The 14415-nt window shown below is 76.2% G+C and carries 14 protein-coding genes; 7 read left to right on the top strand and 7 right to left on the bottom strand.

Translation table 11 applies throughout. The features are described 5' to 3' along the window. Window positions 1-165 precede the first annotated feature (165 nt). The 3 genes from AB6N23_RS01510 to AB6N23_RS01500 form a co-directional block, all read right to left on the bottom strand. Window positions 166-942, bottom strand: a complete 777-nt coding sequence (locus AB6N23_RS01510; protein ID WP_412864056.1) for an ATP-binding cassette domain-containing protein — start codon at window positions 940-942, stop codon at window positions 166-168. Between the two features lie 137 nt (window positions 943-1079). Then, window positions 1080-2567 carry a multicopper oxidase family protein gene (locus tag AB6N23_RS01505; RefSeq protein ID WP_412864054.1) on the bottom strand — a complete coding sequence of 496 codons (1488 nt, stop codon included), beginning with the start codon at window positions 2565-2567 and terminating at the stop codon, window positions 1080-1082. A 17-nt stretch (window positions 2568-2584) separates the two neighbouring features. Next, window positions 2585-2980, bottom strand: coding sequence for a hypothetical protein (locus AB6N23_RS01500; protein WP_412864052.1), 396 nt, complete (start codon window positions 2978-2980; stop codon window positions 2585-2587). A 156-nt stretch (window positions 2981-3136) separates the two neighbouring features. Between AB6N23_RS01500 and AB6N23_RS01495 the strand changes: the two genes are divergently transcribed. Then, window positions 3137-4297, top strand: coding sequence for a sensor histidine kinase (locus tag AB6N23_RS01495; protein ID WP_412864050.1), 1161 nt, complete (start codon window positions 3137-3139; stop codon window positions 4295-4297). Next, complete coding sequence (locus AB6N23_RS01490) at window positions 4294-4971, top strand: response regulator transcription factor (protein ID WP_412864048.1); 678 nt, start codon at window positions 4294-4296, stop codon at window positions 4969-4971. Before AB6N23_RS01495 ends, AB6N23_RS01490 begins: the two co-directional genes overlap by 4 nt. Window positions 4972-5061: 90 nt before the next feature. On the opposite strand, the gene AB6N23_RS01485 is transcribed toward AB6N23_RS01490, so the two are convergent. The 3 genes from AB6N23_RS01485 to AB6N23_RS01475 all read right to left on the bottom strand — a co-directional run bounded on the left by AB6N23_RS01485 (window position 5062) and on the right by AB6N23_RS01475 (window position 8236). After that, a complete protein-coding gene (locus AB6N23_RS01485) occupies window positions 5062-6411 on the bottom strand; it encodes an ice-binding family protein (protein ID WP_412864046.1) in 1350 nt (449 codons plus the stop codon). Window positions 6412-6474: 63 nt separating this feature from the next. Further along, on the bottom strand, window positions 6475-7107 hold the full coding sequence (locus AB6N23_RS01480) for a hypothetical protein (RefSeq protein WP_412864044.1): 633 nt from the start codon (window positions 7105-7107) through the stop codon (window positions 6475-6477). A gap of 166 nt (window positions 7108-7273) precedes the next feature. Next, window positions 7274-8236, bottom strand: coding sequence for an AEC family transporter (locus tag AB6N23_RS01475; RefSeq protein WP_412864042.1), 963 nt, complete (start codon window positions 8234-8236; stop codon window positions 7274-7276). A gap of 193 nt (window positions 8237-8429) precedes the next feature. On the opposite strand from AB6N23_RS01475, the gene AB6N23_RS01470 reads away from it, so the two are divergent. The 5 genes from AB6N23_RS01470 (at window position 8430) to AB6N23_RS01450 (ending at window position 13654) form a co-directional block, all read left to right on the top strand. Next, window positions 8430-9224, top strand: coding sequence for a 3-ketoacyl-ACP reductase (locus tag AB6N23_RS01470; RefSeq protein WP_412864040.1), 795 nt, complete (start codon window positions 8430-8432; stop codon window positions 9222-9224). A gap of 14 nt (window positions 9225-9238) precedes the next feature. Next, window positions 9239-11401, top strand: a complete 2163-nt coding sequence (locus AB6N23_RS01465) for an FAD-binding protein (protein ID WP_412864038.1) — start codon at window positions 9239-9241, stop codon at window positions 11399-11401. A 76-nt stretch (window positions 11402-11477) separates the two neighbouring features. Beyond that, window positions 11478-12596 carry an SGNH/GDSL hydrolase family protein gene (locus tag AB6N23_RS01460; protein ID WP_412864036.1) on the top strand — a complete coding sequence of 373 codons (1119 nt, stop codon included), beginning with the start codon at window positions 11478-11480 and terminating at the stop codon, window positions 12594-12596. 198 nt (window positions 12597-12794) lie between these two features. Then, window positions 12795-13304: an SRPBCC family protein gene (locus AB6N23_RS01455; RefSeq protein ID WP_412864034.1), complete on the top strand. Its 510-nt coding sequence runs from the start codon at window positions 12795-12797 to the stop codon at window positions 13302-13304. Further along, a complete protein-coding gene (locus AB6N23_RS01450; RefSeq protein ID WP_412864032.1) occupies window positions 13301-13654 on the top strand; it encodes an ArsR/SmtB family transcription factor in 354 nt (117 codons plus the stop codon). The genes AB6N23_RS01455 and AB6N23_RS01450 overlap by 4 nt, the downstream gene beginning before the upstream one ends. Window positions 13655-13887: 233 nt before the next feature. Here AB6N23_RS01450 and AB6N23_RS01445 read toward each other — a convergent pair whose 3' ends face one another. Further along, on the bottom strand, window positions 13888-14400 hold the full coding sequence (locus AB6N23_RS01445; protein ID WP_412864030.1) for a septum formation family protein: 513 nt from the start codon (window positions 14398-14400) through the stop codon (window positions 13888-13890). Window positions 14401-14415: the final 15 nt, after the last annotated feature.

Raw genomic sequence — 14415 nt, 5'->3', positions numbered from 1 at the left:
GGCGGGGCCGTGGTCGGTGGGGCGGCGCGTGGGGCCGGTGGTCTCCATGCGCCCGAGCCTGCTCCCCGGCACGGGTCGGGCACATCGGGCGCTCCCCGGACAGGCCCCCGGGTCCGCCCGCGGGGGAGCGGGGGTGCGGGTCGGGGTGCGGACCCGGGGGACGCGTCAGCGGAGGCGGCCGGCGACCGCGTCCGGGAGGGCCTCGACGAGGGCGCGCGTGTCGGGGTGCTGCGGGTCGCGCAGCAGCGCGCGCAGCGGGCCGGACTCGACGAGCCGGCCCTCCGCGAGCACGTGCACGGTGTCGGTGAGGCGCTCGAGCAGGCGCACGTCGTGGGACGCGACGAGCAGGCCGATGCCGTCGGCGCGCACGAGCGCGCGGACGTCGGCGGCGACCTCCTCGCGCATGGCCTGGTCGACGGCCGTCAGCGGCTCGTCGAGCAGCAGGAGGTCCGGCCTGGCGGCCAGCGCCCGCGCGATCGCCACGCGCTGACGCTCGCCGCCGGACAGGGACTGCACCGTGCGCGTCACGAACCGGATGGGCATGCCGACCACGCCGAGCGCGGCCTCGACGTCGTGGTTGGTGGACCGGCCGGCCTTGCGGGCCTCGGTGAACGCGTCCGTGAGGGTCTTCTCGACCGTGCGCTGCGGGTCGATGCCCGCCAGGCCGTTCTGGTGCACGGTCCGCAACCGGGCCTTCACGACCTTCTTCTGCCGCAGCGGCGGCTTGCCGACGTTGACGCCGTCGAGCGTCACCTGGCCCTGCGCGGGACGCATGTGGCCGCCGAGGATCTCGACGAGCGTCGACTTGCCGACGCCCGAGCGGCCGAGCAGGCCGATCGCGTCCCCCGGGCGCAGGGTCAGGTCCACGCCGTCGAGGACGGCCGGACCGCCGTAGCCGGCGCGCACGCCGGTGGCCTGGAGGACTGCGGGGGTGCTGCTCATCTGCTGCTGCTCTCGTCGTGTGTCCGGCCGCGGGGCCGCTCCCTGCCCCTCAACGTACGACCACCGGCTGCGGATCCCGGCATCGACCCGTCACGGTCCGACGAGAGGAGGGCGCGCCCGCCCGGCGCGGCGCGCCGTCAGCGGTGGTCGTGCGCGCCGCCCGCCTGCGGCCGCAGCGCCGCCGTGCCGCCGGGCTCGACGACGACGAACTGCCCCATGAGTCCCTCGTCCTCGTGCAGCAGCAGGTGGCAGTGGTACATGTACGGCGTCGCGGGGTCGGCGTGGTCCTCGAAGCGCATCAGCAGCCGGTACGTGCGCCGCGGCTCGAGGTACACCGTGTCCTTCGCGCCGGCCAGCGCGGGCGGCGGGGGGGCCCCGTCGACGTCGAGCACCCGGAACTGCACGTCGTGGACGTGGAGGTTGTGCGGCGAGAGGTCGTCGTTGCGCACCTCCCAGACCTCGGTGGCCCCCACCTCGACCGTCTCGTCGACGCGGTCCATCGCCATCCGCCGGCCGTTGATCTCGCGCCCCTCGAGCACGAACGCGCGCGTCACGGTGGCGTCCGCCTCGCGCAGCGGCGGCAAGGTCGTCAACACGGACGCTGGCTCGGGTGAGGGTGCCAGCCGCGCCGCGGCGCGCAGCTCGAGCACGTCGAACTCGTCGTTCGCGCCGGCCGCGAAGCCCGCGGCGACCCGGCCGAGGTCGGGGCGGTACGAGCGGAGCCGGACCGTCTCGCCCGGGTTCAGGGTGACGACCACCTCGGCGCGCTCGCCGGGCGAGAGCTGCACGCGCGTCGCGGCGACCGGTGCCGGCAGCAGCCCGCCGTCGCTCGCCACCTGCGCGAGCGCGCGGCCGTCGGCCAGCCCGAACGCGTAGGTGCGCGCGGTCGAGCCGTTGAGCAGCCGCAGCCGCACGCGTTGCGTGGTCACCGGCAGGTGCGCCCCGCGCACGCCGTTCGCGGTGACGAGCGACCCGAGCAGCCCGACCTCGCTGCGGCCGTCGGTGTCGAGCGTGCCGTCGTCCTGGAGGTCGCGGTCCTGCACGACGACCGGGACGTCGTCGACCCCGTACGTGGCGGGCAGGCCGACATCGGGTGCCGCCGGGTCGTCGACGAGGAAGAACCCGGCGAGGCCCCGGTACACGTGCTCCTCCGTGCGGCCGTGCGGGTGCGGGTGGTACCAGAGCGTCGCGGCAGGCTGGTCGACCCGCCACGTCGGCCGCCACGTGCCAGCGGGTGGGATCTCCTGGTGAGGCCCGCCGTCCATGGCCGCGGGCAGGTGCATGCCGTGCCAGTGCACGGTCGTCGCCTCGGGCAGGTCGTTGCGCACCTCGACCGCGACCCGCTCCCCGCGGGACGCGCGCAGCGTCGGCCCGAGCAGGTCGCCGTCGAAGCCCCACGTCGGGGTGTCCACGCCGGGCAGGAACCGCGTCGTGCCGTCCCGGGCGGTGAGGCCGAAGACCCGCGTGCCGTCCGGCGCGACGCGCGACGGCGCGAGCGGCGGCACGGGCAGCGGGACGTCGAAGTCCGCCGGCTCCGAGACGGCGGACGTCGAGACCGACCCGCACCCGCCCAGGGCGCCCGCGAGGACGAGCGCCGCCGTGAGCGCCGCGGCCGCACGGCGCACCGCCGGTCCTGCCGCGCTCACGGCCGGCCCCCGGTGCGCAGCTGCCGCACGGCGCGCCCGAGGAGCCCGGCGCCGGCGCCGAGGAGGGTCGCCCACGTCAGCTCCCACAGCGCGCCGACCGCGACGAGCACCACGCCCTGCCCCGCGCCGCGGCCTCCCACCAGCACGGACACCGCGACGAGCGCCGCGCCGTACAGCAGGCCGGCCCACGTGCCGGTCGCGAGCGGGCGCGGCACGTCGAGCAGGCCGAGCACGGCCACCCACACGGCCGCGGTGACGCCGAGCACGAGCACGGCGAGCACCGGGCCGTCGCGGCCGGTCGTGCCGACGAGCGGCCACAGGAGCACGGTGGCGGCGAGGCAGAGGACGGCTCGCCAGCGGACGGACGTTCTGGTCAGAGGTGTGGTCTCCATGCCGTCGACGCTAGGGAGACGGCTCGTGCGCGGGATCCGCCCGGTGTCGTCGGCGCACCCCGGTCCGCGTCCGGGGGCGCGTGTCGTCAGGAGGCGACACCGGACCGCTACCCGCGGGGGATGTCCCCGACCGGCGCGCGTTCCTACGCTCGGGGGATGGGCGCCCCACCTGCGACGTCGCGCCGGGTCGACGTCGCCCTCGCCGTCGCGACGGTCGTCGTGGTCGCGCTGACGGTCGGCGCGGGGCTCGAGGCCGAGCGCGACCCGGCGCCGGCGGCGTACGCCTTCGCGACGGGCTTCGGCGCGCTGCTGCTCGTGCGGCGGCGGTGGCCCTTGGGCGTCCTCGTCGTGACCGTCCTCGGCATCTTCGTGTACTACGCGCTCGGCTTCCCCGCGATCGGCCAGGCGCTGCCCGCCGCGGCGGCGCTGTACTCGGCGGCGGAACGCGGGCGCACGCACGCGGCGCTCGTGGTCGGCGGCGTGCTCGTCGGGGTCGCCGCGTACTTCCGCATCACCGAGGGCCTGCCCGCCACGTACCTGCTCAGCTACGAGCTGCTCACCAACGTGGCGCTCGTGGTCGCCGCCGTCGCCCTGGGGGTGAGCGTGCGCGTGCGGCGGCGGGCGCGCGAGGACCAGGAGCGGCTGCGCCTCGCGGCGCTGGCGGAGCAGGAGGCGCAGGCGGAGCGGCGGATGCAGGCGCAGCGCGTGCGGATCGCGCGCGACCTGCACGACAGCGTGGGCCACACCGTCTCCGTGATCGCGGTGCACGCGCACGTCGCCGCGGAGGCGGTCGGCCGCGACGACGCGCTCGTCACCGCCTCGCTGGAGCGGATCAGCGTGGCGACCGCGTCGACGCTGCGGGAGCTGCGCGCGACCGTGCGCGTGCTGCGCACGGCGGACGACGACACCGGGCGCGGCACCGTCGGGCTCGGCGGCATCGCGGATGTCGCCGACGCGACGCGCGCGGCGGGCGTCGCCGTCGACCTGCGCCTCGACGTGCCGGACGGCGCCGTCGACGCGGCGATCGGCGCGGCCGCCCACCGGATCGTGCAGGAGGCGCTCACCAACGTGCTGCGGCACGCGCGGGCGCAGCACGTCGAGGTGCGGGCGTCCGTCGCCGACGGCTGGCTCGAGGTGGCGGTGCGCGACGACGGGGTCGGACCGGGCGACGGGGCCCGCGCGGACCGCGGGACGGGCCAGGGCCTGCGCGGCATGGGGGAGCGCGTGGGCCTGCTCGGCGGGGCGCTGACGTCCGGCGCCGGCGACGACGGCGGCTTCGCGGTGCACGCGCGGCTCCCCGCGAGGCTCGCGCCGTGACGGCCGGGCGCGTCCTCACGGTCGTCGTGGTCGACGACCAGGAGCTGCTGCGCACGGGTCTGCGCACGCTCCTCGAGCGGGACGGCGACGTCCGCGTCGTCGGGGAGGCGGGCACCGGTCGCCAGGGGCTCGCGCGCGTGCGCGAGCTGCGCCCCGACGTCGTCCTCATGGACGTGCGCATGCCGGACCTCGACGGCATCGCGGCCACCCGGGAGGTCGTGGCGGATCCGGCGCTCGCGGGCGTCGCAATCGTCGTCCTCACGACCTTCGACGAGGACGCGCTCGTGCTCGACGCCATCCGGGCGGGCGCGGCCGGGTTCCTGCTCAAGGACGTGACGCCCGACGAGCTGCGGCACGCGGTCCGGACGGTCGCGGCGGGGCAGGCGCTGCTCGACCCGTCGGTGACGCGCCGCGTGCTCGACCTCGTGGCGGCCGCGCCGGCGCCGGTGGACGACGCACGCCTCGCGGTGCTCACGGCCCGGGAGCGGGAGGTGCTGCGCGAGGTCGGCCGCGGCCGGTCCAACGACGAACTCGCCGTCGCGCTGCACCTGAGCCCGGCGACGGCCCGGACGTACGTCAGCCGGTTGCTCGCGCGGCTGCACGCGCGGGACCGGTCGCAGCTGGTCGTGGTCGCGTACGAGACGGGGCTCGTGCGCCCCGGCGACGCGGGCTGACGGGCCCCGGGCCGGCGGCGGGGTCCGCCCCCGGCCGGGCACGAGGCAGGCCGGCCGGGGGCGGCGCGGAGGGGCGGACGGGCGCCCGGTCTAGGGCGCGGTGACGTTCGTCCGCGTGAGCGCGACACCGCCGTTGAGGGACACAAGCCGTCCCGCCACGGTCGCGCGCGTCGCGGTGACGTCGCCGTTCGCGAGGACGAGCCCGCGCACGAGCGCGCCGTCGTTGAGCACGGCCGTCGACGTGCTGACGAAGAGGACGCGGTCGGCGGACGCGCCGTTCGCGAGGACGACCGACGACCCCGCGGCGAAGGTCAGCGAGGTGCCGGAGAAGACGAAGAGGGCGCTCGCGTCGCCGCGCGCGTCGAGCGTCAGCGTGCCGCCGACCTGCACGGCGCCGGCGCGGTGCAGCACGCCCGGGCGCAGCGTGCCCGTCAGGGTGGCGACGGCCGTGCCGGTGGCCGGGCGGGCGCGTGCGGCGTCGTGGAGCGCGATAGCGTCCGTGCGCGCGGCCGCGGCCGCCGCGGTGCCCCGCTCGGTGCTGCCGGTGATGTCCCAGCTCCAGAAGCCGGTCACCGTGGTACCCGGCGAGACGCCGACGCTGCCGTTGACCGAGCTGCCGATGCCGAGGAAGGACTGGTTCGTCACGCGCGTCGCGGCCAGGATCGCGAACGACGCGACCCGTCCGAGCGCGAGCGTCGGCCACGTGCCGACACGGAACGAGTTGGCGGCCATGGACGTGCGCGCCGAGAACCCGGCCCACACGGGCTCGCGCGACACGAGCGCGGAGCCGCCCGCCGTCGCTGCGAGCGCGGCGGCGAGGAACGTGCGGCGGGTCAGCGCCGGTGCGCCGGGCGCTCCGGCCGGCGGTCGCGACGGCGTGCCCGGGCGGGACCCGTCGCGCGACGGCCACGTCCACGCGACGAGGCCGACGGCGGTCGCCGTGACGGCGGCCCAGCCGACGAGGAGGTCCGTGCGGCCGTCCCGCTGCCAGATGCTCGGCAGCCCGACCCACCGCACGAGCAGGCGCGCCTGTCCCGTGATGTCGTCGCGCGTGAGGGGGCTGCTGTCGACGTCGGCGTTCGCGTCGCCCGCGGTCACCCACTGCCCCCGCTCCTCGCCCTCACCGACGACGCGGTGCATGACCGTGCGCTCGCCCCCGCCGGGGGCGGACGTGCGGAACTCGACGACACCGCCGAGCGGGACGGGCGAGTCGTCGGGCAGCGGCGTCGACAGGACGACGTCGCCCGGCCGCACGTGCGGCTGCATGGACCCGGTCTGCACGACGGAGCCGTGCCACCCGAGCGCGAGCGGGAGGACCGCGATGGCCGTCATCGCGAGGGTGAAGACGAGGTAGCACTCGGCCGCCGCGCCCAGCACGAACGCGGGCCAGCCCTCGCGGCGGAGCCACCCGCGGCGTGCCTCAGGCGAGGTCGCGCGCACGGGTGGCTCCGTCGGTGGGGGGAGTGGGTCGCGGGGTCGTGCTCACGCCGTCCCCGCGGTGGGTCACGGGGCCGGGGTCACCGGGTCGGCGCTCTGCAGCTCCCACACGAGGTCGATCGAGACCTGCGCGCCCTGGAGCGCGTCGACCTGCTGCTGCGTCAGGCCGGTGGTGTCGAAGACCCAGGAGCCGCGGTACGTCGTGGACTCGCCGGGCGTGCCCGTCGTCGTCCACTCCTGGCCGCCGTTCGCGAAGCTGTTGTACGCGGTCGAGAGCAGCGACAGCGGCTGCGCCGGGAGCGACGGCTGCGCCGGGGTGAAGCCCGCGCAGCTCTCGAAGGTGCCGCCGGTGCCGCGCTCGACGCGCAGGCGGATGTGGTCGGCGAGGCCCTGCGCCGAGGTGGAGAGGTTCTGGACGTACGAGCGCACCTCGCCCGGGACGTTCGCGTTCGAGGTGACGACGATGCAGCGCTCGCCGGTCTGGCCGGGGACCAGGTTGGTGACGCTGAAGCCGGCGCGGCCCGCGTCGTCGTCGGTCAGGGCGACCTGACCCGTGCTCCACGAGTTGCCCGCGTTGCGGGTCGTGGCGGTGAAGGCGGCGGTCGAGCTCTGCCAGACCATCGCGCCGGCGGCGAGGACGGCGACGGGCGCGGCGGCGAGGGCGACGGCGCGGCGCACGCCGCGGGACGGTGTTGCCATGGTGGTGGTGTTCTCCCCTGCTGGGGCCGCGCGGATCGGCGGCCTCGTGGGGACGACGATATGTAGCGGAAGCGCAACACTGCAACGTATCAGTTACAGAAAAACCGGACGTGCGCGGGTGAAGAATCCGACACGTCCGACTCTGGCGTATCGCGCCGCTGTGTGATCAGGCCAGCACCGCACTGACGATCAGCAGCACGGGCACGCAGAGCAGCGTCGTGATCAGCCCCGCGTCGCGGGCGAGCGACTCGCCGTGGCGGTACTGCATCGCGTACACGAGCACGTTCTGCGCCGTCGGCAGCGCCGCCATCGCGGTGACCGCCAGCAGGGCGTGCGGGGGCAGGCCCAGCGCGCTGCCCAGCCCCCACGCGAGCACGGGGTGCACGACGCTGCGCAGGGCGACCGCCACGACGAGGTCGCGGCGCGGCGCCGACGCCCCGGGTGCGCGCGGGACCGCGAGCTGCATGCCGAACGCGAGCAGCGCGAGCGGTGCGGCAGCCGCCCCGACCAGGCGGAACGGCTCGAACACCACCTCCGGCAGGTCCCACGGGAGCGCCGCGAGCAGCACCCCGGTGAGCGTGCCGAGGATGATCGGGTTGGTCAGCGTCCGCCGCACCACGGCCTGCGCGCGCAGCGCCCACGGGACGACCGCGGCGACGTCGCCCGGTGCCCCTGCGGGGCGCGCCGCCGCGGCGCCGTCCAGCACCGTGAACGCGACGGGCGCGAGCACGAGCAGCTGGAACAGCAGCGTCGGCACCACGGCCACCGGGTCGCCCAGCAGGTACACCGACAGCGGCAGGCCGACGTTGCCGGCGTTCACGTAGGACGACGCGAGCGTCGCGACCGTGACGTCGGCCGCCGCACGTCGCAGGGCGAGGCGCACCACGAGCGCCGCCACCAGCGCGACCAGCGCGGTGGACCCCCACGTCGCCGCGGCGGTGCGCGAGAGCAGCAGCCGCAGGTCGGCGTGCGCGAGCGTGCCGAGCAGGAGGGCCGGCGTCGCGACCGTGAAGACGACGCGCGCGAGCACGGGCGCGGCGCGCTCGCCGAGCACCTGCCAGCGCCCGAGCGCCCAGCCGAGCACGACGACGGCGCCCATGGTGCCGAGGGCGGTGAGGACGGCACCCATCAGCGCGCGCCACCGGCTCGTCGTCCCACGGCCTCGATCCTCGCACGCCGCACGAGGCACGCGGAAAGCGCTTGCCTCGACGTGCCGCGGCGTGGCACGATCACTCGTGCCGCCGACGACGGCGGTCCGGCCGTGCGCGCCCCGAGCGTGACACCGCGCACCCGGCCGCGTGCTCGCACGAGGGAAGGCAACGATGCCCGCAGTCGCACTGGTCACCGGAGGCAACCGCGGGATCGGCCTCGGCATCAGCCGCCGCCTCGTCGCCGACGGGTTCGCCGTCTCGATCCTCGCCACGCGCGAGGAGCCGACCGACGTCCTCGAGGAGCTGCGCGCGGCCGCGGGGGACCCGTCGCTCGTCCGCTACGTGCGCGGGTCGGTCGCCGACCTCGACGACCACCGCCGCTACGTCGCCGACGCCGTCGACGCGTGGGGACGCCTCGACCTGCTCGTCAACAACGCCGGCGTCGCGCCGAGCGTGCGCGCCGACCTGCTCGAGGCGACGCCCGAGTCCTTCGACCGCGTCCTCGGCATCAACCTGCGCGGCCCGTACTTCCTCACGCAGGAGTTCGCGCGCCGCGTCATCGAGCTGCGCGGACCGCTCGAGGCGCTCCCCGAGCCGCCCGCCGGCCCCGTCGCGACGGTCGTCAACGTCTCGTCGATCTCCGCCACGACGGTGTCGACCAACCGCGGCGACTACTGCATCTCGAAGGCCGGCGTCGGCATGGCGACCCAGCTGTGGGCCGCGCGCCTCGGCCCCGAGGGCGTCGTCGTCTACGAGGTGCGGCCCGGCGTGATCGCCACCGACATGACCGCCGGGGTCACCGGCAAGTACGACGCCCTCATCGCCGAGGGCCTCGCCCCGGTCAACCGCTGGGGACGCCCCGCCGACGTCGCCGGCGCCGTCGCGATCCTCGCGTCCGGCCAGACCCCCTACTCCACCGGCGAGGTCTTCCACGTCGACGGCGGCATGCACATCCCGGTGCTGTGAGGACGGAGCGAGAGATGACGCAGCAGCCCCTGCCCCACGAGCAGCGCCACCACGAGCCGCACCACGAGCCGGAGACCGTGCGGATCGGCGAGCACGACGTCCCGGTCGTCACGGCCACGACCGTGGTCGTCGGCACCGGCTCCGCCGGCTACTGCGCCGCCGCCCGGCTCGTGCAGTTCGGCCACGACGACGTCGTCATGGTCGCGGACAAGATCCACGCTGGCGCGTCCCGCAACGCCGGGTCGGACAAGCAGACGTACTACAAGCTCACGCTGTCGGGCGGCGACGGCGACTCCGTGCGCGAGATGGCCGAGACGCTGTTCAGCGGCGGCGCGATGGACGGCGACAACGCGCTCGCGGAGGCCGCGCTCTCGGCGCGCGGGTTCCTGCACCTCGTCGACCTCGGGGTGCCGTTCCCGCAGAACCGGTTCGGCGAGTTCATCGGGTACAAGACCGACCACGACCCGCGCCGCCGCGCCACGTCCGTGGGCCCGTACACGAGCCGGTCGATGGTCGAGCGCCTCGAGGCGAAGGTGCAGCGCGACGGCACGCGCGTCTTCGACGAGTGCCGCGTCGTCGACGTCGTCACGACCACCGACGCGGACGGCACGCGACGGGTCGCCGGCCTGCTCGTGCTACGCACCGACGTCCCGCACGACGGCGCCGCCAGCCCCTGGCTGCTGTTCCGCTGCTCGAACCTCGTCTACGCGACGGGCGGCCCGGCGGGCATGTACGCGACGCGCGTGTTCCCGAACGGGCAGTGGGGCGCGTCGGGCGCCGCGTACCGGGCGGGGGTGCACGGCAAGAACCTCACCGAGTGGCAGTTCGGGCTCGCGTCGACCAAGCCGCGCTGGAACGTGTCCGGCACGTACATGCAGGTCGTCCCGCGGTTCGTCTCGACGGACCAGGACGGCGGCGACGAGCGCGAGTTCCTCACCGAGGCGATCCCCGACTACGGGCGCCTCATGTCGCTGGTGTTCCTCAAGGGCTACCAGTGGCCGTTCGACATCCGCAAGGCGCGCGACGGCTCGTCGCTCGTCGACCTGCTCGTCTACCGCGAGACCGTGCTGCGCGGCCGGCGCGTGTTCCTCGACTTCCGGCGCAACCCGGTGCGCGAGGACTTCGACCCGTCCGCGCTCAGCCCCGAGGCGTACGCGTACCTCGAGCAGGCCGGCGTCCTGTTCGGCACGCCCATCGAGCGGCTGCGGCGCATGAACGAGCCCGCGTACCAGTTCTACCTGGACAAGAACCCGTACGTGGACCTCGAGAAGGACATGCTCGAGGTCGACGTGTGCGCCCAGCACAACAACGGCGGGCTCGTCGTCGACGCGTGGTGGCAGTCGAACGTCACCGGGTTCTTCCCGGTCGGCGAGGCCGGTGGCGCGCACGGCGTGTACCGGCCGGGCGGCGCCGCGCTCAACAGCGGGCAGGTCGGCGCGACGCGCGCGGCGCAGTTCATCGCCGCGCGTCGGGACGAGAAGCCGCTGCCCGAGGCGGAGTTCGCGGAGGTCGCCGCGCCGGTGCTCGACGCGGCCGTGGGGCTCACCGCCGCCGCCACGGGGCGTGCCGCGTCCGGCGTCGCCGACAACACCGGCGACCTGCTGCGCGACGTCCAGGTGCTGATGAGCGCCAAGGCCGGGCCGGTGCGCTCGGCGGCGTCCATCCAGGAGGCGCTCGTGCAGGTGCACGACTGGCTCACCCGCTACGACGACCTCGTGAGCGCCGACGGCACGTCGCGGCGCTCCGTCAACCGGACCTTCCTCGTCCGGGACATCCTCACCAGCGCCTACGTCTACCTGTCGGCGATGGCGGACTACGTCGCGCACGGCGGGCGCTCGCGCGGGTCGGTGCTGTACTCGGACGCCGCGGGGGAGCTGCCGCGCGCCGGGCACGGGCCCGACGCGGAGGCGGAGCTCGACCTGCCGGACGTGTTCCGGTTCGCGCTCGACGGCGGCGTGCTCGACGACGTCGTCCAGGAGACGGCGTGGGTCGCGCCCGGGTCGGCACCGGCGGACGCGGGCGACGGCGCCGGCTGGGCGCCCGTCGTCGCGCGCGACGTCGACGACCCCGCGGGCACGCCCGTGTTCCGGTGGCGGCCGCGCCGGCCGATCCCCGCGGACGACGACTTCTTCGAGAACGTGTGGCGCGAGTTCCGGGAGCACGGCAACGTCCGCTGACGCCGTCGTCGTCCCGCTGCCCGACGCCCGCGTCGAGGTCCGCGGGGCGGCGTGGCTCGAGCGGACGGGCGACGGCGTGCTGCCGCACCGCCTGCCGGCGTGGACGCGCGCGCAGTTCCCCGACGGGTTCGTCGCGATGTGCGACGAGCAGCCGTCCGGGGTGCGGCTGCGCCTGCGCACGGCCGCACGGCGGCTCGTGCTGCACGTGCGGACGTGGCGCGTCGCGACGCTGCCGCACGCCGCGCCCGCGCCGGGGGAGCGGTTCGAGGCGGTGGTCGGCGGGCGGGTCGTGGGTTCCGCGGTGTGCGAGAGGTTCGGGGTGCAGACGTTCGACCCCGGCGCCGCGACCACGGTGAGCGGACCGGCCCCGGTCGGCGCCGTCGCGTTCGCGCTCCCCGACGCGGGCGGCGCGCCCGTCGACGTCGAGGTGTGGCTGCCGTACCGCGAGCGGACCGTGCTCGTCGCGGTCGAGGCCGACGCCCCGGTGCTGCCGCCCGCGGCCGTGGACGCCCCGCGGTGGGTGCACCACGGCTCGTCCATCAGCCACGGCGCGAACGCCGACGCGCCGACCGGCACCTGGCCCGCGGTCGCCGCCCGCACCGCCGGGGTCGACCTGGTCAACCTCGGCCTGTCCGGCAACGCGGTGCTCGACCCGTTCGTCGCGCGTGCGGTCCGCGACCAGCCGGCCGACGTGATCAGCCTCAAGCTCGGCATCAACGTGGTCAACCACGACCTCATGCGCCGCCGCGCCTTCCTGCCCGCGGTGCACGGGTTCCTCGACACGGTGCGCGAGGGCCACCCCGCCACGCCGGTGGTCGTCGTGTCGCCGGTGCTGTGCCCGCTCGTCGAGGACGTCCCGGGGCCGACGTCGATCGACCCCGACGTCGCCGAGACGCGGTTCCGCACCGCCGGCCGGGCCGAGGAGGTCGCCGAGGGGAAGCTCTCGCTGCGCGTCATCCGCGACGACCTCGCGGCGCTCGTCGCGGCCCGCCGGGCCGCGGGCGACACCGCGCTGACCTACGTCGACGGGCGGACGCTGTACGGCGAGGCGGACGCCGCCGCGCTGCCCATGGCGGACCTGCTGCACCCGGACGCGGCGGCGCAGCGCCGCATGGGGGAGCGGTTCGCCACGGTGCTGCGGGCGGTCGCCGCGCCGCCGGTGGCCGCGCCCCCGGTCCGCCGCCGCACGCCCTGACGCCGGCGCAGCCGACGCCGGCCCCGCTCCGCCGTCCCACGCCGAACGGGGCGTGACGTGCGGATTCGCCGGTGCGAGCGCACGCGACGTCCCGCTCGCGGCGGACGGGGCGACACGACGTGCAACTCAGGGGTTGCGCACGCGCCGCCCGCAGTGCATGGTGGTGCAACCAGAAGGTTGCATCTATCGGAGGTCGCCATGTCGCAGCACCAGCCGTCCGCCGTCGTCGACGCCGACGCGCTCACCGTCAGCCGCACCGTGCGCCTCGCGGCGCCGCGGGCCCGCGTGTGGGCCGCACTCACCGAGGCCGACCTGCTCGCCCGCTGGTTCGGCGACGAGGCGTCGCTGCCCGACCTGCGCCCCGGGGGCGCCGGCTCCCTCACGTGGCACGACCACGGCACGTTCGACCTGCGCGTCGAGGCGTGCGACCCCCAGGAGCGCTTCGCCTTCACGTGGGCCGCGCGGCCGGGCGCGCCGCTCGCCGCCGACAGCAGCACCACGGTCCGCTTCACGCTCGAGGACGACGGCGACGGCACGCTCCTCACCGTCGTCGAGACCGGCTTCGACGCCCTCGCCGGCGACGCCCTCGCCGCCCTCGAGGACCACCGCGGCGGCTGGACGGCCGAGCTCGACGAGCTCGCCGCGCTCGTGGAGGCCGGCACGTGGCACGGCGCCCGCCTCGCCGACGCCGTGGCGGGCGACGCGTGAGCGCCGACGCCGCCCTGGTCCCCGTCTTCGCCGCCCTCGGCGACGAGACGCGGTGGGCCGTCCTCGACGAGCTCGGGCGCGGTGACGCGTCGGCGTCCGCGCTCGCCGGTCGGCTGCCCGTGACGCGCCAGGCGGTCGCCAAGCACCTCGCCGTGCTGGCCGCCGTCGGGCTCGTCGAGCCGGTGCGCGTCGGCCGGGAGGTCCGGTACCGCGCGGTCGGCGCACGGCTGAGCCAGACCGGCCGGGCGCTCGAGGCCGTGGGCCGCGCCTGGGACCGCCGGCTCGACGCCCTGCGGGCGCTCGTGGAGGAGCCGGGCGACACGGGCGGGGGCGCCACGCAGTCCGGCTGACGTCCGGGCCGGGATGCTGGGGAGGACGACGGGGGCGCGGAGCTCGCGTTCGTCCCCGCGCGGTTATGACGGCCACGCCGTGCGGTCGTGACGACCGCGCCCTGCGCCCGGGCGTCCACCCGCCCGGTCCCGGACGCGACCGAGCGCGGGCGACGTGGTCGCCCGCGCTCGGGGGACGGCGCACGCGGTGCGCCGGGGAGGGGCCGCCGGTGGGGTGCGTCCCCTCCGGACCGTCAGAGGCCGGTGCCCTGCACGGTCGCCGTGAGGCCGCCGGTCTCCTGCACGACGACGCACTGCACGACGTCGTCGCCGGCCGCGAAGCCGTCGGGCGTCGGCACGAGCGTGGAGTAGTAAAGCGCCGAGTCCTCGTAGGCCGCGCCCACGTACCCGGCGAACTGGTCGTAGCAGTACTGGTCCGCCACGTCGTCGACCGTCGCGAACTGCTCCTCGGTCACGGTCGTCTCGGCGTAGATCTCGGCGTCGTGCGGCTCGGAGCACGGCACGGTCGGCAGCGAGGAGATCTCCGACGAGCCCTCGTCCTGCATGTAGTTCAGGCAGTCGCCGACCTGGAGCGTGAAGACGTCGGCGTCGGCGGAGGCGGTCACCTCGCCACCGGGCTCCGAGCGCTGGGCGGGCGGCGGGTTCTCGCCGAGCACGGCGTCGGCGATGGCGCCGCAGCCGGACAGGGTCACGGCGGCGACGAGAGTGGCGAGGGGGAGGAGGGCACGGCGGCGGGTGGCGATCACGGGGAGCAGTGAAGC

The organism is Cellulomonas pasadenensis (genome assembly GCF_047229365.1).
Lineage (GTDB): Bacteria > Actinomycetota > Actinomycetes > Actinomycetales > Cellulomonadaceae > Cellulomonas.
This window is presented reverse-complemented; position numbering and strand designations above follow the sequence as displayed.

Bases quoted from the DNA above. Each gene is read 5' to 3' on its own strand.
- AB6N23_RS01500 (WP_412864052.1), bottom strand. From the start codon at position 2,980: ATGGAGACCACACCTCTGACCAGAACGTCCGTCCGCTGGCGAGCCGTC.
- AB6N23_RS01470 (WP_412864040.1), top strand. From the start codon at position 8,430: ATGCCCGCAGTCGCACTGGTCACCGGAGGCAACCGCGGGATCGGCCTC.
- AB6N23_RS01475 (WP_412864042.1), bottom strand. From the start codon at position 8,236: ATGGGTGCCGTCCTCACCGCCCTCGGCACCATGGGCGCCGTCGTCGTG.
- AB6N23_RS01495 (WP_412864050.1), top strand. From the start codon at position 3,137: ATGGGCGCCCCACCTGCGACGTCGCGCCGGGTCGACGTCGCCCTCGCC.
- AB6N23_RS01455 (WP_412864034.1), top strand. From the start codon at position 12,795: ATGTCGCAGCACCAGCCGTCCGCCGTCGTCGACGCCGACGCGCTCACC.
- AB6N23_RS01510 (WP_412864056.1), bottom strand. From the start codon at position 942: ATGAGCAGCACCCCCGCAGTCCTCCAGGCCACCGGCGTGCGCGCCGGC.
- AB6N23_RS01465 (WP_412864038.1), top strand. From the start codon at position 9,239: ATGACGCAGCAGCCCCTGCCCCACGAGCAGCGCCACCACGAGCCGCAC.
- AB6N23_RS01480 (WP_412864044.1), bottom strand. From the start codon at position 7,107: ATGGCAACACCGTCCCGCGGCGTGCGCCGCGCCGTCGCCCTCGCCGCC.